The organism is Streptomyces sp. NPDC048751 (assembly GCF_043198595.1).
Lineage (GTDB): Bacteria > Actinomycetota > Actinomycetes > Streptomycetales > Streptomycetaceae > Streptomyces.
Window position 1 is genome coordinate 152,849 of record NZ_JBICUX010000004.1, and the last position, 19,121, is coordinate 171,969.

At 71.9% G+C, this 19,121-nt stretch carries 15 protein-coding genes; 5 read left to right on the forward strand and 10 right to left on the reverse strand.

Features of this window, described 5'->3' with window-relative positions:
• Window positions 1-17: 17 nt before the first annotated feature.
• From ACGFNV_RS15530 to ACGFNV_RS15540, 3 genes are read right to left on the reverse strand one after another with little or no spacing between them, the layout of a single operon-like run.
• Window positions 18-1,400, reverse strand: coding sequence for a PfaD family polyunsaturated fatty acid/polyketide biosynthesis protein (locus ACGFNV_RS15530; protein WP_393622724.1), 1,383 nt, complete (start codon window positions 1,398-1,400; stop codon window positions 18-20).
• A complete protein-coding gene (locus ACGFNV_RS15535) occupies window positions 1,397-2,152 on the reverse strand; it encodes a 4'-phosphopantetheinyl transferase family protein (RefSeq protein ID WP_393622726.1) in 756 nt (251 codons plus the stop codon). The genes ACGFNV_RS15530 and ACGFNV_RS15535 overlap by 4 nt, the downstream gene beginning before the upstream one ends.
• On the reverse strand, window positions 2,149-2,667 hold the full coding sequence (locus ACGFNV_RS15540; RefSeq protein WP_393622728.1) for a hypothetical protein: 519 nt from the start codon (window positions 2,665-2,667) through the stop codon (window positions 2,149-2,151). The genes ACGFNV_RS15535 and ACGFNV_RS15540 overlap by 4 nt, the downstream gene beginning before the upstream one ends.
• Before the next feature lie 267 nt (window positions 2,668-2,934).
• On the opposite strand from ACGFNV_RS15540, the gene ACGFNV_RS15545 reads away from it, so the two are divergent.
• Together ACGFNV_RS15545 and ACGFNV_RS15550 are read left to right on the forward strand one after the other, a co-directional pair.
• A complete protein-coding gene (locus ACGFNV_RS15545; RefSeq protein ID WP_393622730.1) occupies window positions 2,935-4,872 on the forward strand; it encodes a BTAD domain-containing putative transcriptional regulator in 1,938 nt (645 codons plus the stop codon).
• Between the two features lie 161 nt (window positions 4,873-5,033).
• On the forward strand, window positions 5,034-6,746 hold the full coding sequence (locus ACGFNV_RS15550) for a SulP family inorganic anion transporter (protein WP_393622732.1): 1,713 nt from the start codon (window positions 5,034-5,036) through the stop codon (window positions 6,744-6,746).
• Between the two features lie 55 nt (window positions 6,747-6,801).
• On the opposite strand, the gene ACGFNV_RS15555 is transcribed toward ACGFNV_RS15550, so the two are convergent.
• Window positions 6,802-7,269: an FMN-binding protein gene (locus tag ACGFNV_RS15555; protein ID WP_393623315.1), complete on the reverse strand. Its 468-nt coding sequence runs from the start codon at window positions 7,267-7,269 to the stop codon at window positions 6,802-6,804.
• A gap of 64 nt (window positions 7,270-7,333) precedes the next feature.
• Window positions 7,334-8,686: a ferric reductase-like transmembrane domain-containing protein gene (locus tag ACGFNV_RS15560; protein WP_393622734.1), complete on the reverse strand. Its 1,353-nt coding sequence runs from the start codon at window positions 8,684-8,686 to the stop codon at window positions 7,334-7,336.
• A 150-nt stretch (window positions 8,687-8,836) separates the two neighbouring features.
• Between ACGFNV_RS15560 and ACGFNV_RS15565 the strand changes: the two genes are divergently transcribed.
• Together ACGFNV_RS15565 and ACGFNV_RS15570 are read left to right on the forward strand one after the other, a co-directional pair.
• Entirely contained in the window at window positions 8,837-9,577 is a 741-nt protein-coding gene (locus tag ACGFNV_RS15565) for a response regulator transcription factor (RefSeq protein ID WP_393622736.1), read from the forward strand.
• Window positions 9,574-11,022, forward strand: a complete 1,449-nt coding sequence (locus ACGFNV_RS15570) for a sensor histidine kinase (RefSeq protein ID WP_393622738.1) — start codon at window positions 9,574-9,576, stop codon at window positions 11,020-11,022. The genes ACGFNV_RS15565 and ACGFNV_RS15570 overlap by 4 nt, the downstream gene beginning before the upstream one ends.
• Window positions 11,023-11,132: 110 nt before the next feature.
• Here ACGFNV_RS15570 and ACGFNV_RS15575 read toward each other — a convergent pair whose 3' ends face one another.
• The 3 genes from ACGFNV_RS15575 to ACGFNV_RS15585 form a co-directional block, all read right to left on the reverse strand.
• On the reverse strand, window positions 11,133-11,972 hold the full coding sequence (locus ACGFNV_RS15575) for a phosphotransferase enzyme family protein (protein WP_393622740.1): 840 nt from the start codon (window positions 11,970-11,972) through the stop codon (window positions 11,133-11,135).
• Window positions 11,973-12,019: 47 nt separating this feature from the next.
• Window positions 12,020-12,664, reverse strand: a complete 645-nt coding sequence (locus ACGFNV_RS15580) for a dihydrofolate reductase family protein (protein ID WP_393622742.1) — start codon at window positions 12,662-12,664, stop codon at window positions 12,020-12,022.
• 97 nt (window positions 12,665-12,761) lie between these two features.
• Window positions 12,762-16,319: a BTAD domain-containing putative transcriptional regulator gene (locus ACGFNV_RS15585; protein ID WP_393622744.1), complete on the reverse strand. Its 3,558-nt coding sequence runs from the start codon at window positions 16,317-16,319 to the stop codon at window positions 12,762-12,764.
• 360 nt (window positions 16,320-16,679) lie between these two features.
• Between ACGFNV_RS15585 and ACGFNV_RS15590 the strand changes: the two genes are divergently transcribed.
• Window positions 16,680-16,853 carry a hypothetical protein gene (locus tag ACGFNV_RS15590; RefSeq protein ID WP_393622746.1) on the forward strand — a complete coding sequence of 58 codons (174 nt, stop codon included), beginning with the start codon at window positions 16,680-16,682 and terminating at the stop codon, window positions 16,851-16,853.
• 266 nt (window positions 16,854-17,119) lie between these two features.
• On the opposite strand, the gene ACGFNV_RS15595 is transcribed toward ACGFNV_RS15590, so the two are convergent.
• Window positions 17,120-18,403, reverse strand: a complete 1,284-nt coding sequence (locus ACGFNV_RS15595) for an NAD(P)/FAD-dependent oxidoreductase (protein WP_393622748.1) — start codon at window positions 18,401-18,403, stop codon at window positions 17,120-17,122.
• Between the two features lie 51 nt (window positions 18,404-18,454).
• Window positions 18,455-19,120, reverse strand: coding sequence for a haloacid dehalogenase type II (locus ACGFNV_RS15600; protein ID WP_393622750.1), 666 nt, complete (start codon window positions 19,118-19,120; stop codon window positions 18,455-18,457).
• Window position 19,121 lies beyond the last annotated feature (1 nt).

Here is a 19,121-nt window from a genome sequence, read left to right on the forward strand (position 1 = left end):
CAGGGGTGAGAACCGGTTCAGTCACCGACCAGTTCGGTGAGCCGGCGCCGGAGCAGCCGGGCGGCCCCGGTCATCAGCAGGTCGGCGAGCCGGTCGGGGTGGCGGGCGCGCCAGTTCTCCAGCTCGGTGCCGGCGAGGTAGCCGTTGAGTGCTCCCATGGCGGGCCCGCAGGCCACCTGGTAGTCGACCCGCCGGTCACTGCTGCCGGACATGGCCAGTCGGGTGGAGTGCACGAAGTACCACTTGAAGACCAGCGCCATACGGTGCTTGGGGTCGGCCTCCGCGCGGGCGAGTTCGGCCGGGTCCCGGGTGGCGTAGTGGGCGGCGGTCTCCTGCCAGATCTCCTCGAAACTCCGCCGGAAGAAGCGCTCCTGCAGCTGACGGCGGGTGGGCGCGTCGATGGCGTCGAGGGAGTCGTGGCGCCGGTACAGCTCGTACAGCTTGTTGGCGCGGGCCGGGAAGAACAGGCCCTTGCCGAGCACCTGGGCGCGGGCGCCGATCTCCAGCATGTCGCCGGCCGGGACCATCGTGGTGTCCTGGACGCCGGCCGCCTGGAGGAGGTCCTTGACGTCGTCGGCGGTGCCGGCCTCCACCGTGCACTGGTTGATGCTGCCGGTCAGCACGAAGTCGGCGCCCAGCACGAAGGCCGCGGCGATCGCCTCCGGGGTGCCGATGCCGCCCGCGGCTCCGACGCACACGTGCCGGCCGGTGCGGGTGGTGTTCCGCAGCCGGACGATCTCCGGGAGCAGGGTGACCAGCTGCCGCTGGTCGGTGTGGCCGCCGGAGTCCGCCTCGACGCACAGGTCGTCCGCCATCGGCACGTGCGGTGCCAGCGCCGCCTCCGCCGGGCGCACGGCTCCGGCGTCGAGAAGCGCCGAGACGAGGTGGGGCGGGGCCGGTGTGAGGAAGGCGCGGGCGGACTCCGGCCGGGAGACCTTGCCGAGCACGCAGTTCGGTACGGCCACGGATCCGTCGTCACGCCGGTACGCCCCGGTGAGCCGGTAGCGGACGAGGGCCGCGCTGGGCTGCAGGAAGGCGGCGGCCTCCACACGCCGTACGCGACGAGCGAGGAGGAGGTCGACGGTGCGCTCCTCGCGGCGCGGTTGCTCGGGGCTGGCCAGCAGGTTCATCCCGTACGGTCCGTCGGGTCCGACGGCTGTCTGGATGTGGGTGATCGCCTCGTCGATCTGTTCGGGGCGCAGGCCGCCGGTGCCGAAGTAGCCGAGCAGTCCGGACCGGCCCATGCCGGCCACCAGGGCCGCGGAGGCGATGCCCTTGTACATCGAGCCGCTGACATAGGCGAGGCGTACACCGTGGCGGCGGCGGAACGCGGCGCTGCCGAGCGCCTCGGCGGCGGCGTGCGGGACACCGGCGGGTGCGAACCCGTCCAGGGTGGTCATCTCGCGCGTACTCCTCGGATAGGTACGGCTGCGGGGCGCGGCCCGCGCACACAGAGCGCGGCACGCAGACCCGCGGGGGCGTCGAGGTGGTGGCACGTCCATCGTTCGGGCTCGGGTACGGCGGTGGTCGGCCGTAGTACGGGCTCCCCGTCCCGCCAGGTGAAGTCGACGTCGCGGAACGGCAGACGCAGCCCGAGACCCATGGCCTTGGCGAGGGCCTCCTTCAGCGCCCACAGTTGGATGAAGGCGGGGTGCTGTTCCTCGTCCGGCAGGGCGGACAGTGTCGCCAGTTCGGCGCCCGACAGGCAACTGCGCAGCAGGGGAGGGGAGTTGGCCGTCCCACCCGCGAGCCGTTCGATGTCCACCCCGACCGGACGGCCCGTGGACAGGGCGACGAGACAGACACCCGCCGAGTGGGAGAGGCTGAACTCGCGGACGTCGCCGAAGCGTTCGGCGATACGGGGTTTGCCGTACCGGCCCTGGGCGAAGTCCCAGTCCTCGGGCGGCACGGACGTGCCCTCGGACAGGGTGTGACGCACCAGCCAGTGGGCGAGGACGTACTCGTCGCGGTCGGCGGGACGCAGGAAGCTCTCGGCACGCTGCCGCTCCGGGGCGGAAAGGACACGGGCACGGTCCTGGCGGGCTCCCTCACCCTCTCCCGGGGCGAGCCGGGCGAGGCGCAGGACGACGTCGGGTTCGGGTGAGGGCTGCCGGCGGACCGGCCGGGGCCGGATGTCTCCGCCCGCGATCACGTGCCCTGGACGGCGGTCTGTTCCCGTTCGGCGTAGGTCGTGAGCACGGAGGGGATCTCCCGGGCGATGAAGCCGAAGAGGTGCTGGGTGCGGTCGAGCCGGGCTCGGCGCTCGGGGTCCTCGTCCTTGAGCGTCTCCTGGGCGTCGCACAGGATCCGGTCGAACTCCGGGATGTTGGCGAACACTTCGAGGACCGCGTTGGGCCAGGACTCGTCGTTCATGGAGAGGGCGTACTCGTCGGTGCCCGGAATGTCCTTGCGGAAGATGACGTGGGCGGGGACGAGCTGGTCGGCGACGCGGTCGATGGCCTCACGGGTGGTGCCGAGGCGGGCGATGAGTTCGGCGGTGGTCTGCTCGACCGGGTCGCTGATGATGAGCCAGCCGATGACCCGGCCGCGTTCGTGGGGCATGCCGTCGTTCTGCCAGTAGTACTCGGCGACTCCGTCGACGATGATGCGCTCGGCCGCGGTGAGGCCGGGCAGTTCCACGCCGGTTCCGTTCTGATCGGTACCCACAGGTGTCCCCCATCCCTTCGGGCAGCGGGCCGCGTCAGCCCAGCACCATGCCCGGTAGGTCGGCACATCCTGTCCGACCGGTCTTGAACGAACCTGGCACAAATCTGCAATGGCCGATCACATACCCTCCGTGCGGCGCTGGGGCTGATGCCACCTACCGTGACGGCTCGGTCGCGTGTTCTGATGTCGACTGGTCCCGACCAGTCAGACCCCCCACGACGAAGGACGGCTGTGTCCGCTGACCTCGACTTCCGCCTACTCGGAGCCATGACCGCACGTCAGGGACCTCGGCAGATCAGTCTGGGCCCCGCGAAACAGCAGTGCGTGCTGGCGGCCCTCCTCATCGACGCCAACCGGGTCATCCCCGTGGACGCGCTGCTCGACCGCGTCTGGCACGACGCCCTGCCGCCCACCGGCCGTGCGGTGCTGTACAGCTATGTCGCCCGGATCCGCCGACTGCTGCCCAAGGTCCCGGCCGAGGCCGAAGAACCGGCCATCGTCCGTTCGTCCGGCGGCTACATGGCCCGCGTGTATCCGCCCCATGTCGACGTGCACCGCTTCCGCGGTCTCGTCGCCTCCGCCCGCGCCGTCTCCACCTCCGATCCCCTGCTCGCCGCCGAGCGCTACCGTGCCGCGCTGGGCCTGTGGCACGGCGAACCCCTGCTCGGTCTCACCGGCCCCTGGGTGGAAGCGGTCCGGGAGGCCCTGTCGGCCGAGCGGTCCGCCGCGCTGGCGGAGTGCCACGCGGCCGAACTGCGCGCCGGACACCACGTCACCCTGCTGCCCGAGCTGGAGGCCGTGGCCAACGAACGCCCCTTCGACGAGGTGTCGTTACGGCACCTGATGACGGCCCTGTACCGCTGTGGCCGAGGCGCCGAGGCCGTCGCCCGCTACAACCGCACCCGCCGGCTGCTCGCCGACGAACTCGGCCTCGATCCCAGCCCGGCCTCGCAGGAGCTGTACCAGGAGCTGCTCCGGGCGACCGGCATGCCCGGCGCCGGCCCGGCGGGCCAGACCGCGTTGGCCGAGCCCGCCCCGGGCGTCCCCGCGCCGGCCCATCCGGCACAGTTGCCCCCGGTCAGCCGCACGTTCACCGGCCGCACCCGTGAACTGCACCTGCTCGACGGCATGCTGGCGCAACGATTCGGCCCGCCCGGCACGGTCGTTCTGGAGGGTCTGGCCGGCGTCGGCAAGACCGCGCTCGCCCTGCAGTGGGCGCACCGGGCCCGCGGCGAGTTTCCCGACGGCGAGTTGTACGTCGACCTGCACGGCAGTGATCCCGAGCGCGCCCCGCTCGCCCCGGCCACCGCACTCGCCCGCTGCCTGCGCCAGCTCGGCATCCCCGTCTCGACCGACCAGGGCGACGGGGACGAACTGTCCGCGCTGTGGCGGTCCGTCGTCGCGCAGCGGCGTCTCCTCCTGCTGCTCGACGACGCCGCCGGCGCGGAGCAGGTCGAGCCGCTGCTGCCCGGCGGGCGCGGCTGCGCCACCGTGGTCACGAGCCGAAGACGCCTCGACGGTCTGGTGGTCCGCCACGACGCGCACCGGCTGACCGTGCCCGCCCTGCCCGCGCCCGAGGCCGCCGAACTGCTCACGCTGCTCCTCGGACCGGCGCGGACGCGGGCCGAACCGGAGGCAGCCACCCTGCTGACGGAGGCCTGCGGGGGGCTGCCGTACGCCGTCCAGGTGCTCGCCGCCCGGCTGGAGCGGCGCCCCGAGGCCCGACTGGCCGAGGCCGCCCGGCAACTCGACACGTGCTCGGCGCTGAACGTGCTGCGTACCGACCCGTCCGACACGATCTCCGTCCGGGCCCTGCTGGACACCTCGTTCGCGTCCCTGCCCGTCGCGGCGCAGCTCCTCTTCCCCTGTCTGGGCTCGGTCCCCTCCGACGCGTTCCGCGCGGAGGACTTCGCCGCGCACGCGCTGTGCACCCCGGCGGAGGCGGAACGGATCCTGGGCGCACTCGTCCGGGAGCATCTGCTGGAGGAGGACGGCCCGCACGCGTACACGGTGCACCCCCTCGTCCGCTGCTACGCCGCGGAGCACCGCGGCCGACCGGGCCGGCCCTCCCTGCTGCACGGTGCGGACCCGGCGCCGGGACCGTATCTGCCGCCCACGGGCGACCAGCGCCCCGCGGGCCGCCCGGGGCACACACGGCACCGCTCACGCCTCGACCGGTCCTCGTCACCGAAGCCACCCGGCTGAGGCCCCGGCCGCCGGGGCCGGCCCGCCCGAGCGATCGGGTCATTGCCCGGCACGGCCCTCCTGGGCCCGGCACAGCACAGCGGACTCGCGGACCGTCGCCCTGGGTCTCGCGCCCCGTCGCACCCCGATGGATCATGAGGTGAGACGGCGGAAGGCGGCAGATGTCCCAGGCTTCGGGCAGACACACCTCGGGGTGGCGCCGACTGGCGCCCGGGCTCGTGGCGCTCCTGGGGTACCGCCGCTCGTGGCTCATGGGCGACCTGCTGGCCGGCGTGACCGTGGCCGCCTATCTCGTCCCGCAGGTCATGGCATACGCGGGCGTGGCCGGGCTCCCCCCGGTCGCCGGCCTGTGGGCGATCCTCCCGGCGCTCGCTCTCTACGCCCTGTTCGGTTCCTCGCGCCTGCTGTCGGTCGGCCCCGAGTCCACCACCGCCCTCATGACGGCCACCGTGGTAGCCCCGCTCGCCGCCGGAGACACCGGGCGCTACGCGTCCCTGGCGGCGGCCCTCGCGGTCACCGTCGGACTGCTCTGCCTGGTCGCCCGGGCGGTACGGCTCGGGTTCCTCGCGGACCTGTTGTCCCGCCCCGTCCTGATCGGCTACCTCGCGGGCGTGGCGTGCATCATGACGGTGGACCAGCTGCCCAAACTCACCGGGGTGCAGACCACGGGCACGAAGTTCTTCCCCCAGTTGTGGTCCTTCCTCGTCCACCTGCCCGACGCGGACCCGGCGACGGTCGTCTTCTCCGCCGCCGTCCTCGTCTTCCTCTTCGTCGCCGCCCGCTACGCCCGCGCCGTGCCCGGCCCGCTGGTCGCCGTCGTCCTCGGCACCACCGCTGTCGTGGCCTTCGACCTCGACGGCCGGTACGGGCTGAAGGTGATCGGCGAGGTCCCGTCCGGCCTGCCCGGCCTCGCCGTCCCCGACCTGGGCGAAGTGCCGCGCCTCGTCCTCCCCGCGCTCGGCGTGCTGCTGGTCGCCTACACCGACTTCATCCTCACCGCGCGGGCCTTCACCGACCGCGACGACGAAGGCCCGGGGCTCGACGCCAACCAGGAGTTCCTCGCCCTGGGCGCGGCCAACCTCGGCGCCGGGGCGCTGCACGGCTTCCCGGTGAGCAGCAGCGCCAGCCGCACCGCGCTCGCCTCCTCGGCGGGCGCCCGCAGCCAGGCGTACTCCCTGGTGGCGGGCGCGGTGGTGCTCGCCGTACTGCTCTTCCTCAGCCCGCTGCTGACCCGCACGCCCGCCGCCGTGCTCGGGGCGCTCGTCGTCTACGCCGCGGCGCGCATGATCGACCTCGCGGGCTTCCGCCGGCTGGCGTCCTTCCGCCGCCGGGAACTGCTCCTGGCTCTCGGCTGTCTCGCCGGGGTGCTCGCCCTGGACATCCTGTACGGGGTGATCGTGGCCGTCGGCCTGTCGGTGGCCGAGCTGCTGACCAGGGTGGCCCGCCCGCACGACGCGGTCGAGGGCCTGGTTCCCGACCTGGCCGGCATGCACGACATCGACGACTACCCCACGGCCCGAACGATCCCGGGTCTGCTGGTCTACCGCTACGACTCGCCGCTGTTCTTCGCCAACGCGGAGGACTTCCGGCGCCGCGCCCTGGCCGCAGTCGACGAACAGACCGACCCTGTGCGCTGGTTCGTCCTCAACACCGAGGCCAACGTGGAGGTGGACATCACCGCCCTCGACGCGGTCGACGCACTGCGCCGCGACCTGACCCACCGCGGGGTCGTGTTCGCCCTCGCCCGGGTGAAGCAGGATCTGCTGGACGACCTGGAGGCGTACGGGCTCGCGGACTCGGTCGGCACGGACCGGATCTTCCCGACCCTCCCGACGGCCGTGACCGCGTACCGGACCTGGCTCGGCCGTCAGTAGCGTCCGCGCAGGTGCCCGTACTGCGACGGCGCGGCTGCCAGAGGCGTCCGGCGTTTCATTCGCCCGCCGAATCCAGGGCGGACTGGAGTGACTGGCGGTAGCCGTCGCTCGTGTACGTGGCGCCCGAAACCGTGTCGATGTCGGCGCTCTGCGCTTGCAGGGCCTCGGCCCTCAGCCGGGGAATGGCATAGCTGTTGATCTCCTGGTCCCGTGGGTTCTCCGTGGGGTAGGTGACGGCGGTCGCGTCGGTGATCTTGCCGTTCTCCAGGGTGATACGGACCTGGACCGGGCCCCAGCGGGTCTGTATCGCGTCACCGGTGACCGTCTTGGTGCCCGTGCCCGTGCCCGTGCCCGTACCCGTACCCGCGCTGGAGCCGCCGGACGGGGCGGTCGAGGGGACCGCAACGGCGGCTTGCGGCGTCGTGTGCGGCTTCAGCGACAGCACCAGCACCATCCCGGAGACGGTGGCAGCGCTCGCCAGCACGATGCGGCGCAGCGGGTGGTTCTTCTTCAACGCGTGCACGTCGACGGCCTCACAACTCTCGCGGCTCTCACTGGTCTCACTGGTCTCACAGGTCTCACAGGTCTCACAGCTCGAACGATTCATGGTGGATACGGCGGTCCGGCACACCCGCGCCGCGCAGCGCCTCGTACGCCTCCCGGGCGAAGCCGTGCGGACCGCAGAGGTACACGTCGTGCCCGGGCAGGTCGGGGACGGCCGCCCGCAGGGATGCGGCGGTCAGGCTCGGGCGCCGCCCGTCCGGCCCGTTGAGCGCGTACAGCACCCGCGCCCCGCGCCACCGCGCGATCGCCTCCAACTCACCACCGAGCGCCAGGTCTTCGGCTGTGCGTGCCCGATAGAGCAGGGTGACCTCGCCCGGCAGTGTCTCGAACAGTGCCCGCAGCGGGGTGACCCCGACCCCGCCTGCGATCAGCAAGGACCTGTGCGCCGAGCGCCGCTGCGCGGTCAGCGAGCCGTACGGTCCCTCCGCCCACACCCGCGTCCCGGGCCGCAGCAGCGCGACGGCCGCGCTGTGGTCGCCGAGCGCCTTGACCGTGATGCGCATCCGGTCGGGCCGGGGCGGCGCCGACAGCGAGTACGGCGTCGAGGTCCGGGCCAGCCCCGCCCCGAGGAACCGCCAGCGGAAGAACTGCCCCGCCTGCGCGCCCAGCTGGTCCAGCCGGTGCCCGCTCACGACCACGGAGTACACGTCCCGCGCCTCCGGATGCACGGACTCCACCCGCAGCCGGTGGCGCACATTGAGCCGTACGGGGCCGACGATCCGGAACCACACCACCAGGGCCGCGACGCCCAGGTACAGCGCGTACCAGGCGGCTGTCGCCGCAGCGTCGCCGGTGAACTCGTCGCCGAGGGCCAGCTGGTGGCCGAAGGCGAGGAAGACGGCGGCGTAGGTGAGGAGGTGGACGTAGTACCAGAACTCATAGCTGGTCCGCCGGCGCACGGCGCGCGCCGAGGTGATGCCGACCGCGAGCAGGACCACCGTTCCCGCGGTGGCCTTCAGCATCTCCGGATAGTCCAGGAGCACGGTGGTCGTCTCGTGCCAGAACGAGGCGTGGTCCTGGGCGGCGTACCCAGCGAGAATCAGCACGACGTGCGCGAGCAGGAGGCAGACCGTGTAACGGCCGGCCATGGCGTGCCAGCGCGCGACCCGGTCGGAGCCGATCCGCCGTTCGAGGAGCGGGACCCTGGCCATGAGCCCGACCAGCACCGCGCAGGCGTACCCGCACAGCAGCCCGGCGATGCGCCCCGCTCCGGTCAGCCAGCCCGCCGTACCCACCACGGAACCGGTGTTCCGCCACCACAGCGCGACCACGGCCGCCGCCCCGGCCCACAGCAGGACGAGCACCGGGCCCGCCGGGGAGCGCCGTGCCGCCGTCGGCACGGGCGGTGCCGTCCGCTGCTGGTGCACGGTGGTCATGAGTACGTCCTTTCGCCGGTTCCGAGCGCAACAGTGCGGGCGGAACCTCTCAGAACGCTTTGAACCGGCACCCCTCCCAGCGCACTCAGAGGAAACTCAGAGGGTCCCCGCGCGCCCGCGGCCTCCGCGAGGGGTGATCCTGGAGAGGCCATGAACACCACCCGCTCCGGCCGCCCCGCCCTCACCCGTCCGGACGGCACCCCGCTGCGCGTCCTGGTCGTCGACGACGACCCCGACCTCGCAGAGGTGCTCTCCGGGGCCCTGCGCTACGAGGGCTGGCAGATCCGTACGGCCGGCGACGGCGCCTCCGCAGTCGCCGCGGCCCGGGAGCTGATGCCGGACGCCGTCGTTCTGGACGTGATGCTCCCGGACACCGACGGCTTCGCCGTGCTGCGCGCCCTGCACGCCGTGAAGTCGGACGTGTGCGTGCTGTTCCTCACCGCGCGGGACGCGGTGGAGGACCGCATCGCGGGCATCACCGCGGGCGGCGACGACTACGTCACCAAGCCCTTCAGCCTGGAGGAGGTCATCGCCCGGGTGCGTGGGCTGCTGCGCCGCGCGGGCATGGCACGGCAGCTGGAGGAGGGCCCACGGCTGACCGTGGGTGACCTGGTCATGGACGAGGAGGCCCACGAGGTGACCCGGGCGGGCGAACTGATCGAACTGTCCCCGACCGAGTTCGAGCTGCTCCGCTTCCTGATGCGCAATCCACGGCGCGTGCTCAGCAAGGCGCAGATCCTGGACCGGGTGTGGTCGTACGACTTCGGGGGCCGCGCCCACGTGGTCGAGCTGTACATCTCGTACCTGCGCAAGAAGGTGGACGCGGGCCGCGAGCCGATGATCCACACCGTGCGTGGAGCGGGGTACGTGCTCAAGCCGGCCGCCCGATGAGAAGCCCACTCCCCCGCACTCTGCGCGCCCGGCTCACCTTCGGGCTCGTGGTGCTGCTGGCCGTCAGCTGTGCGGCCGTGGGCGTGGCCGCCGTGGTCGAGCTGGGCGGCTTCCTCACCAGCCGCCTCGACGAACAGCTCGCCGAGGTCGGCCCCCGGTTCCCGGCGAGCCTGGAGCACGGCGGCCGCCTGCCCGACGACCACGACGGCGACGAGGGCGGCGACACGCGCCGTCAGGCCACCGGCACCTTCGGCGCCCGCCTGCTCGACGGCACGGTCACCCAGGCGGCGGTCGTACGCTCCACCGGCCCCCTGAACGTCGCGCTGACCGCCACCGACGAGAAGCGGCTCGCCGCGGTCCCGGTCGACGGCAGGGGCCACACCGTCGACCTCTCCTCCCTGGACGACTACCGGGTCATGGCGAGGGCGGGCGTCGACGGCGACGTACTGGTCACGGGGCTGCCCCTGGAGCCGGTCGAGGCCGCCGTCCACCGCCTGGAAGTGGTGGCCGGGATCGTCTTCGGCGCGGCCCTCGCCGTCACCGGTGTCACCGGCGCCCTCTGGGTGCGCTGGTCGCTGCGCCCGCTGAGCCGGGTCGCCGCGACCGCCACCCGGGTCAGCGAACTCCCGCTGGCCAGCGGCGAGGTCGCCCTGCCCGCGCGGGCGCCCGAGTCCGACCCCCGCAGCGAGGTGGGGCGGGTCGCCGGCGCCTTCAACCGCATGCTCGGCCATGTCGAGGACGCCCTGGTGAAACGGCACGCCGGCGAGGAGCGGCTGCGCACCTTCGCCGCCGACGCCAGCCACGAACTGCGGACCCCGGTCGCCTCCGTGCGTGGTCACGCCGAACTCGCCCTGCTGCACCCCGGTCCGGTGCCGCCGGAGGTCAGCCGGGCCCTGGAGCGCATCGCCGCCGAGTCCTCCCGGATGGGCGCGATGGTCGACGACCTCCTGCTCCTCGCCCGCCTGGACGCGGGCCGCCCGCTGGAGGCGCTGCCGGTCGATCTCACGCGGGTGGTCCTCGACGCGGTGACGGACGCGCGGGCCGCGGGCCCCGCCCACCGCTGGGAGCTGGATCTCCCGGAGGACCCCGTGACGGTCACCGGCGACGAGCACCGTCTCCAACAGGTCGTGGCCAACCTGCTGGCCAACGCCCGCTCGCACACACCCGTCGGCACCAGGGTGACGGTGACCCTGGAAGAAGCGGACAGTACGACGGTCGCCCTGAGGGTCCATGACGACGGCCCCGGCGTCCCCGAGGACATCCAGCCGCGCGTCTTCGAACGCTTCGCGCGCGCCGACCGCCGTACGAAGGACGCCGGCGGCGGCGCGGGCCTCGGCCTGTCCATCGTCGCGGCGGTGGCACAGGCACACGGAGGGAGCGTGAGTCTGCACGGCGAACCGGGGTCGACGACGTTCACCGTGCGCCTTCCGCGAAGCCTCGCCTGAGCCGGGCCGGCCGCCGACAGTGCCCGCCGACAACAGCTGCCTGCCTGGAGTGCACCCCGGGTCAGCGGTGTACGCGGCTGCGGCCGCGGTCGGCGGCGGAGCGGTGACTCCTACGGGTATCGGGGCTTGCGTGCTGCTCGGATCCGGCCGAGCCACTCTGTACCCAGACGGCGCCCGTTCGGGAGTTGGTCGTCTCGATCCCAGCGCCACGTTGTGATCACCGCCAGCACGAGGATCCGGCACTCGCGCAGCAAGTCTTGATCGACACCCGGATAGTGCTCGCCGACCTCTTCGGGCGCATGGGCGAGGTCGAATTCGACAGGCCCACGGCAACACGTCTCGAGGTCGATGAACAGCAGCCCGTTCTTCGTGGCGAGCACATTGCCGGGATGCGGCTCGCCATGCAGCAGTTGCTCGGCGCCGCCGCGCTCGCCGATCACTCCTCTCAGGCTTCGTAACGTGTCGCCGAGCAGCTCCCGGTCCGCGTCGGTGAGCGCCGGCGTGCGGTCGCGGTTCGCCACGAGTCGTTGCGCCTGCTCGACTCGATCCGTGAACCGCTGCGTCGGGACATCGAGGCCGCGCATGCCGGCATGCAGCCGCTCGAGCGCCTCGGCGTAGTCGGCCGGTGAGATCTCTCGAGACGTCACGGGTTCGTAGAAGGTCCACAGCGTGACCACGAAGCCGTCGCGCTCATGGACGCGTGGCTCCACTCGAGGCTCGAGAGCAGCCACAGGACACCCGGATTCGACGAGCCGCTGAGCGAGATCGAGTTCGAATTGTGCGACCTGATGCGCTACGGGTGCCACCCGGGCCAGGACGTCACAAGGCAGAAGACGCAGAGTGAGCTTGTTCGAATCATGAAGAACGATCGCGTCGTCGGCTGCCAGGCCGAGTGACGAGGCGATCGACATGGCCGCGGCCACCGCGCGCGGGACGGCTGACGCCTGCATCGTTGCCTGGCCCCTTTCCCCTGAGCGCAGTCATGACGCGGGAAGCCTCAGTCGTCACGCCCGACACCGCGGCCGGGTGCGCTCATGTCCCCCGTCCCGGGGGTGCCGTCGGCGAGCCCGTAGCGCAGGTACACGGTACCCTTCGCACCGGCTGCCGGCGGTTCGAGAAGTGTGACGTTCGTGGGCACCGCGCCACCGTCGAACACCTTCTTCCCGACGCCGAGCACGATGGGGTGCACCCAGAGGTCGAGACGGTCGAAGAGCTTCTCGCGCAGGAGCGTCTGCACCAGGTCCAGGCTCCCGACGACCTTCACGTGCTCGTGCCGGTCACGGATCTCGCGCACCGCGCCGGCCAGATCCGGGCCGAGCTGCGTGGACCCGGCCCACGGGAGGTCGGGCTTGCCGCGGGAGGCCACGTACTTCGGGACGCTGTTGAAGAGCGTGGCGATCTCGTTGTCCTGGCCGCCCTCCTGGTGCGGCCAGTAGGCGGCGAAGATGTCATACGTCCGCCGGCCGAGCAGCAGGGCGTCCGTGCCCTCGTAGGCGGCACCGATCTGCGCCCCGGTGGCCTCGTCCAGCAAGGGGGCCTGCCAGCCGCCGAACGGGAACTCCACCGGGTCCTCGTCGGGGCCGCCGGGCGCCTGCCCGACGAGGTCGAGTGTTGCGAACAGCTCGATGTGGATGAGGCCCATGGTTACTCCCGATGCGTTGGTCGTCCCGGTCAGGGGGTAGACCTGCGGGCGACGGCCAACTCATCGCCGCGACGCCACCGGCTTCGTACTCGTGGCTTCACGACTCGTGAACAGAGCCGATGCGGCGGTACTCCGCCTCGGCCCATGCCGAGAGACCGAGGGCACCGCGTGTCCCGGACAGGGATTGCGCCTGTTCGAGCTGGGCCAGGGCCTCCAGCCCGCGTTCGGACGAGGCGCCCAGCGCGATGCCAGCCCTTATGCGCGCGAGTGCTTCGTAGAGCGGCATACGGCAGGTGTGGAACACCTCGGCGGCCTCCTGTGCCCACCGTGCCGCGACCGCGGTGTCCTGCCGGGCGAGGTGGAGCTCGGCGCGGGAGAGCGCGATGAAGGCCCGCTGGTGCTGTGGTCCGTCGGGACCGGCCGCGGAGGCCGCCCGATCCGTCCAGGAGCCTGCGGCGGCGAGGTCGCCCCTGGCCAGCTCCGCGCTGGTCAGCATCCCGAACCACAGAGCTCGCATCGGAGCTTCGAACCTGGCCAGGTCATGTCCTCCGCCTGCGCGGGTGACCGTGCGGACGCAGCCGTCCGGGTCACCGTTGAAGAGCATGGCCTGGCCGAGAATCCCGAGCGCGACCGACCGGACCCGCCCGGGCTCGGCGGCATCGTCCGTGTGCAGCGAGGTCACCAGCTTCTCGAAGAGGGCATCGTCCGCGGCGTAGTCCCCTCGCCACAGGCGAGTCGCGGCGAGCACACCGGCGGCGAAGGAGGACGCCTCCTCGCTGCCGACCATCGACGCGGCCTCCAGCGCCTCCTCCGCGCATCTGCTCGCTTCGTCCAGGTGTCCGAGGAGCAGGTGGACGTGTGCGGAGGCGGCGAACAGGTCGCTGAGCATCAGGCTGTTGCCGGTACGGCGGGACAGCTCGAGTCCCTGGTCGAGGTGGTGCAGGGCCGAGTCGTAGCGGGCGTACAGCAGTTCCGTCCAGCCGATCACGGAAAGGGCCACGATGTACTCCGGCTGCTCGCTCCGCGCTCCGCTGAGGGACTCGAGCAGTCGGGTGAGGTGGGCGAGGGAGCGGGCGTGTTCGCCAGTCGAAGCGTACGCGAGCGCCAGCAGCCCTCGGGCCACGGCGACCTGCGGGGGGTCTCCCGCTCTCTCCGCCGAGGCGAGTGCCTGTTCACTCCAGCGGACCGCGGTGGGGAACTCGTCCGTGCGCTGTGCGATGGCCGCGAGCGCCGTCTCCAGCTCCGCGACGTCATGGTCCGACCGGCCGTCCCGGTCCTCCAACTCCCGGAGCAGCAAGCGCATCGCCTGCTGGTAGTCCCCGAGCATCCACTCCATCGTGGCTTGGGAGACGGCGACGCGGACCCGCATGTCCCCCGCCTGAGGAGGCAGCAGCGAGGCCGTGGCACGCAGCAGGTCACGACTCTCTCGCAGCCGTCCGACCGCGCCGAGCGCGCTGGCCCTCTGGAACCACAGTTCCGGCCTGAGTCGGCCCTCGTCACCCAGCAGCCGGAGGGCTTCCTCAGTCCACTGCGCGGCGGTGGCCGGAGCGATGGTCAGCACGTCGCGGGCAGCCCCCGCCAGCAGCTCCGCGGCCTTCTCGTCACCCGGATGCGCCGATCGCCGGACGTGCGAGGCCTGGGCGGCCGGCGAGGCCCCGCGCGCCGCCAGGCATCGCGCGGCGCGGCCATGCGCGCTGACCAGCCAGCCGGCGCCCGCTCCTTCGTAGACGGCGGCACGCACAAGCGGATGGCGGAACCCGAACTGGCCCGGGGCTCCCATGGGACGCACCAGGTCATGTGCGGTGAGTTCGTCGAGGGCTGCCAGAGTGACGGTCTGATCGGACCCTGCGACGTCCGCGACCATCGTGGCCGAGAAGGAGTCGCCGAGAACCGCGGCCCCGCGCGCGGAGAGCTGCGCCGGCTCCGACAGCCCCTGTAACTCGGCGAGGAGCGAGTCCCGCACGGGTCGGGGCACGTCTCTCATGGAGGCTGCAGGGTCCAACGGGACAGGCGTCGCGAGCTGCTCGGAGGGCATCCGGGTCAGCGCTTCCAGATAGAACGGATTGCCGCCGCTGACGTCATACAGCTGCCGCCAGCGCCCTGGGCCCATGTCGGCTGCGAACAGTCGCGCCGCATCCGTGGACGACAGGGGACTCAGCTCCACTCGGGACACCCGGCTGTCCGCCGCAGCCCGAGTCAGGGCTGCCGACAGACGAGGTGGAATCTGCCGAGGACGGTGGGCCAGCGCGAGCAGCACCCGTGCTTTCGGCGGATGCCGTATCAGGTGGTCGATCAACTCGGCGGTCGCGTCGTCCGCCCAGTGCAGATCGTCCAGGCTGAGTACGAACCCCTGGCCACCCCCGCCCATGGCTTCCAGCAACGACCGCACGGCCCGGTGGAGCCAGTACCGCTCGGCCCGCACCTGCCCCGCCGCCACGCGGTCGTCCCACAAAGCGGGGAAAACGGCGGCGAGTTGACGCACTGCCGCCCTCGGCAACGCGTCTACAGGGTTCTCGCGCGGGCCCGCGGAAGCGAGATGGTCGTCCAGCGCGTCCACGAAGGCGCCGTACGGAGCTTGATCGAACTGCCCGCTGCGCCCGCTCAGCACCAGCAGCCCACGCCGCGTCGCCCTCTCGCCGAGCTCGGCGAGCAGGCGCGTCTTGCCGATACCCGGTTCACCGGCGAGCTCCACCACGTGTGCCTCGACGCCGCTCTCACCGGTGGTCACGTCGTCGAGGGCGCGGTCGAGCATCGCCACCTCTTCGGTACGTCCCACCAGCCGGCCCAGCCGACTGCGTGTCGCGGGGCGCGCCCCAACGGGGGCGGGCACTGTGGGAGGGCGGGCGCCTCCCGAAACCCCGTCGCGGTCGGCCCGGCCGGGGGCGGTGCCCTCACCGCGCAGGATCGCCTGATGCAGCCGCTGCACCTCGGGTCCCGGCTCAGTGCCGAGTTCCTCGGCCAGCCGCTCCCGTAAGGCGGCGAAACAGGCCAGGGCTTCCGGGCCGCGTCCGCAGATGTGCAGCGCCTTCATCAACGCTGCGGCGAGCGGCTCAACCAGCGGGTGCTCGGCGACCAGGTCGGGCAGCCGGCCGACCACCGCCTCATGGTTGCCCGCTTCCAGCTCGCAGTGAGCCCAGGCGACCAGCGTGGCGATGTACTCCTGCTTCCAGCTCTCCCGGGCCCGGGCCACCCAAGGCCCGGGCAGCCCGGCCATGGGTTCTCCCCGCCACAACGCACATGCCTGACGCAGTGCCAACGCGCGTTCCCCGTCCGTACGGGCGAATCCGCGGGCCTGCTCGGCCAGTTGCCGGAACCGATGCAGGTCCACCTGGTCCGGGGCCACGTCGAGCAGGTATCCGTCGGCGCGGCGCAGGACACGCGGTGACGCGGCGAGGCCGCCGTGCTCAGGAGTTGTGGCGCCCGGCTTCACCTCCAGGAGCCGACGGATCCGGGCGATGTGCGCGTAGAGCGAGGCGCGGGCCTCGGTGGGCGGATGCTCGCCCCACAGCCGGTCGACCAGCGCGTCGACGGGGACCGGCCGACCGGCATCTGCCAGCAGGAAGGCGAGTACGGCCCGCCGCTGCGGCGGGCCGGGCTCCACTGCTCGGCCGGCCACCCGCAGCTCCAACGGGCCCAGCAGTCGAAAATCCGTCATGCCAACCCGTCTGATCGGTCCACTCCATCACCTCGGGTGCGGATCCATCACAGCAGGCGCGCGCGGGGTGGACAAGGTTTCGACAAGGTCGTCACCAGGTCGGCTCGCCACCATCGACATGAGAACGGGGCCTTCCAGGAGCAAAGGAGAGCACACACATGAACATGTTCAAGAACGGAAAGAAGAAGATCGCCGTCGGAGCCGCCCTCACTGTTGCCACGGCCGGCTTGGTCACGGTCGGCCTGGGCACTCCCGCCAGTGCTGTCACGTGCGACAAGACGGTCAACGCGAGTGTGTCCGGGGGGGCAGGCCAGCTGGTCCACCAGTTGCTCCGGCGGCAATATCCGCGTCGCCGGCTGGGTGAAGGACACCAGGGCCGACGGGAAGTGCGCCCAGGTGAAGGCCATGTACTCGAGCGGCACGCAGTGGAGCGCCAAGGCGTGCCCGGCCGACCCTGACAACCCGAGCCACATCAGGTACTTCGACTTCAACGGCCCGGGCAGCAGCGTTCCGGTCTACCTGTTCACCGTCTGAGACACCACCGCGACGCGGGGCCGAACGGAAACCGGCCCACGATGGCAGGTGTGGCGGCCCGCTCGGCGGGGCCGGCTTGACCTTGGTGATTCCGGTCAGCCGTCTCCGCCGGGTGGGTTCCGGCATCCCGGAGCGCCGCGGTGCTGTGACGGCGCATCAGCCTGGCCGGACCGGATCTCCCGGCACGCGGCGAGGATCGCGGCGGCGGGGGCCTTCCGCGCCGCCGCGCACAAGGCCCCCGTCGTGGTACCGATGTCGGCGCCTGCTCAGAGCAGGCGGTCCTTCGCCTTGTAGTAGGCGCCGCCGAACGGCAGGAACCAGGCGGTGCCGTTGTAGAAGGGGACGGGCACCTTCGGGAAGCCGAAGCCGCGCAGCGGGTTGGCCTCGGGGTTGCCGTCCATCATCTCGGCGACCGCGCGGCCCATGTACGTGGCCATCTGGACGCCGTGGCCGCAGTAACCCATGGAGTAGTACAGGCCGTTGACCTCGCCCGCGTGCGGGATGCGGTCCCAGGAGAAGCCGACCATGCCGCCCCACACGTAGTCGATGCGCACCCCCGCGAGCTGCGGGAAGATCTCGGTCATCTCCCGCTTGAGGATGTCGCCGCTCTTGATGTCGGAGGCCGGGTTGGAGGGGGCGAAGCGGGCCCGGCCGCCGAAGGCGAGGCGGTTGTCCGGGGTGAGGCGGACGTAGTGGCCGACGTTCTTGTGGGCGACCAGCAGGCGGCCGTTCGGGATGAGCTCCTTGGCGCGCGCCTCCCCCAGCGGCTCGGTGACGATGATGAAGCTGCCGACGTTGATCAGCCGCTTGCGGAACCACGGCATCGACTTGTCGGTGTAGGCGTCCGTCGCCGCCATGACCTGCTTGGCACGGATGGTGCCGTGCAGGGTCTCCACCAGGAAGCCGCCGCCGGCCAGGCGGGTGAGGCCGGTGGCGGCGTTGCGCTCGTGGATGTCGGCGCCGGCACGCTCGGCGGCGTCTGCCAGGCCGCCGACGAACTTGCCCACGTGCAGGCCCGCGCTGAGCGGGTCGAGCAGGGCGCCGTGGTAGTGGTCCGAGCCGAGCTCGGCCCGCAGTTCGCTCCTGCTCAGGACGACCGTCTCGTGGCCGAAGTTCTCGGCCAGGTCGCGCTGCTTGGCGCGCAGGCCCTCGAAGTGCTGGGGCTTGCAGACCAGCCCGAGGCGCCCGGAGCGGTGGAAGTCGCAGTCGATCTGTTCCCTCCGCGTGAGGTCCTCGACGACGTCGACGGCCTCGCGGAAGGCGTTGTACAGCTCCAGTGCGCGCTCCTGGCCGTAGCGCTTGCGCGCCTCGGCGGGGCTGATGGTGATGCCCTGCGTGCACATGCTGCCGTTGCGTCCGGAGGCGCCCGAGCCGACCTTGTCCTTCTCGACGAGGACGGTCCGGGCACCCTTGCGGGCGGTGTGGTAGGCGGTGGACAGGCCGGTGAGGCCGCCGCCGATCACCACCACGTCCGCCTCGTGGGGCAGGTCCTTTCCGGAACGGTCGGGCAGGGCGGGAGCTGTGTCCAGCCAGTAGGGGATCTGCTTCATGGCGTGCGTCCTCTGTGTCTCTCGGTCCTGTTTCGCCGGTGCGCCGTGGCGTCAGCAGCCGAGGAGCTTCGGCAGGCCCGACAGGTCGGGCAGCTCGTCGTACGGCTGGTAGTCGGCGCTGCCCGGGCGGCCGTAGCGGTTGATCCACACCCGGCGCTTCAGGCCGAGGTCGCGGGTCGGGATGTGGTCGTACTCCCAGCCCTGGGCGGTGTGGATGACCTGAGACGGCTCGACGCCCATGGTCTTGAAGGCGTACTCGAAGGTCTGCCGGTCCGGCTTGTAGGCGCCGGCCTGCTGGGCGGTGATGACGTGGTCGAACTCGACGCCGATGTTCTCGACGTTGCGCGCGATCAGGTTGTCGTCGGTGTTGGAGATGATGGCGATCTCGTACTTGGTCTTCAGCGCGCGCAGGGCGTCCGGGACCTCCGGGAAGGGGCCGAAGGTGGGGACGGCCTCGACGAGGGCGTCACCGTCGGACTCGCGGTACTCCAGGCCGTGCAGGCGCATGGCGTTGCGCAGGCTGGAGTGCAGGATCTCGTGGTACGGGCGGTAGGCCTCCAGGACGGCCTGGAAACGCATCACGCGGAAGTCGTCGAGGAACTCGTCCACATCCAGGTTGTCCAGGTCCAGCCGGTCCTCGAGAACCTTCAGGGTCGTGGGGCCGAGCTCGAAGTTGATCAGGGTCGCATAGGCGTCGAAGGTGACGATCTCTCGCATG

What these genes read in the sequence shown, in the direction of transcription:
- ACGFNV_RS15530 (WP_393622724.1), bottom strand. Translation starts at nt 1,400, where the DNA reads ATGACCACCCTGGACGGGTTCGCACCCGCCGGTGTCCCGCACGCCGCC.
- ACGFNV_RS15545 (WP_393622730.1), top strand. Translation starts at nt 2,935, where the DNA reads ATGACCGCACGTCAGGGACCTCGGCAGATCAGTCTGGGCCCCGCGAAA.
- ACGFNV_RS15550 (WP_393622732.1), top strand. Translation starts at nt 5,034, where the DNA reads ATGTCCCAGGCTTCGGGCAGACACACCTCGGGGTGGCGCCGACTGGCG.
- ACGFNV_RS15560 (WP_393622734.1), bottom strand. Translation starts at nt 8,686, where the DNA reads ATGACCACCGTGCACCAGCAGCGGACGGCACCGCCCGTGCCGACGGCG.
- ACGFNV_RS15565 (WP_393622736.1), top strand. Translation starts at nt 8,837, where the DNA reads ATGAACACCACCCGCTCCGGCCGCCCCGCCCTCACCCGTCCGGACGGC.
- ACGFNV_RS15570 (WP_393622738.1), top strand. Translation starts at nt 9,574, where the DNA reads ATGAGAAGCCCACTCCCCCGCACTCTGCGCGCCCGGCTCACCTTCGGG.
- ACGFNV_RS15575 (WP_393622740.1), bottom strand. Translation starts at nt 11,972, where the DNA reads ATGCAGGCGTCAGCCGTCCCGCGCGCGGTGGCCGCGGCCATGTCGATC.
- ACGFNV_RS15580 (WP_393622742.1), bottom strand. Translation starts at nt 12,664, where the DNA reads ATGGGCCTCATCCACATCGAGCTGTTCGCAACACTCGACCTCGTCGGG.
- ACGFNV_RS15585 (WP_393622744.1), bottom strand. Translation starts at nt 16,319, where the DNA reads ATGACGGATTTTCGACTGCTGGGCCCGTTGGAGCTGCGGGTGGCCGGC.
- ACGFNV_RS15595 (WP_393622748.1), bottom strand. Translation starts at nt 18,403, where the DNA reads ATGAAGCAGATCCCCTACTGGCTGGACACAGCTCCCGCCCTGCCCGAC.
- ACGFNV_RS15600 (WP_393622750.1), bottom strand. Translation starts at nt 19,120, where the DNA reads ATGCGAGAGATCGTCACCTTCGACGCCTATGCGACCCTGATCAACTTC.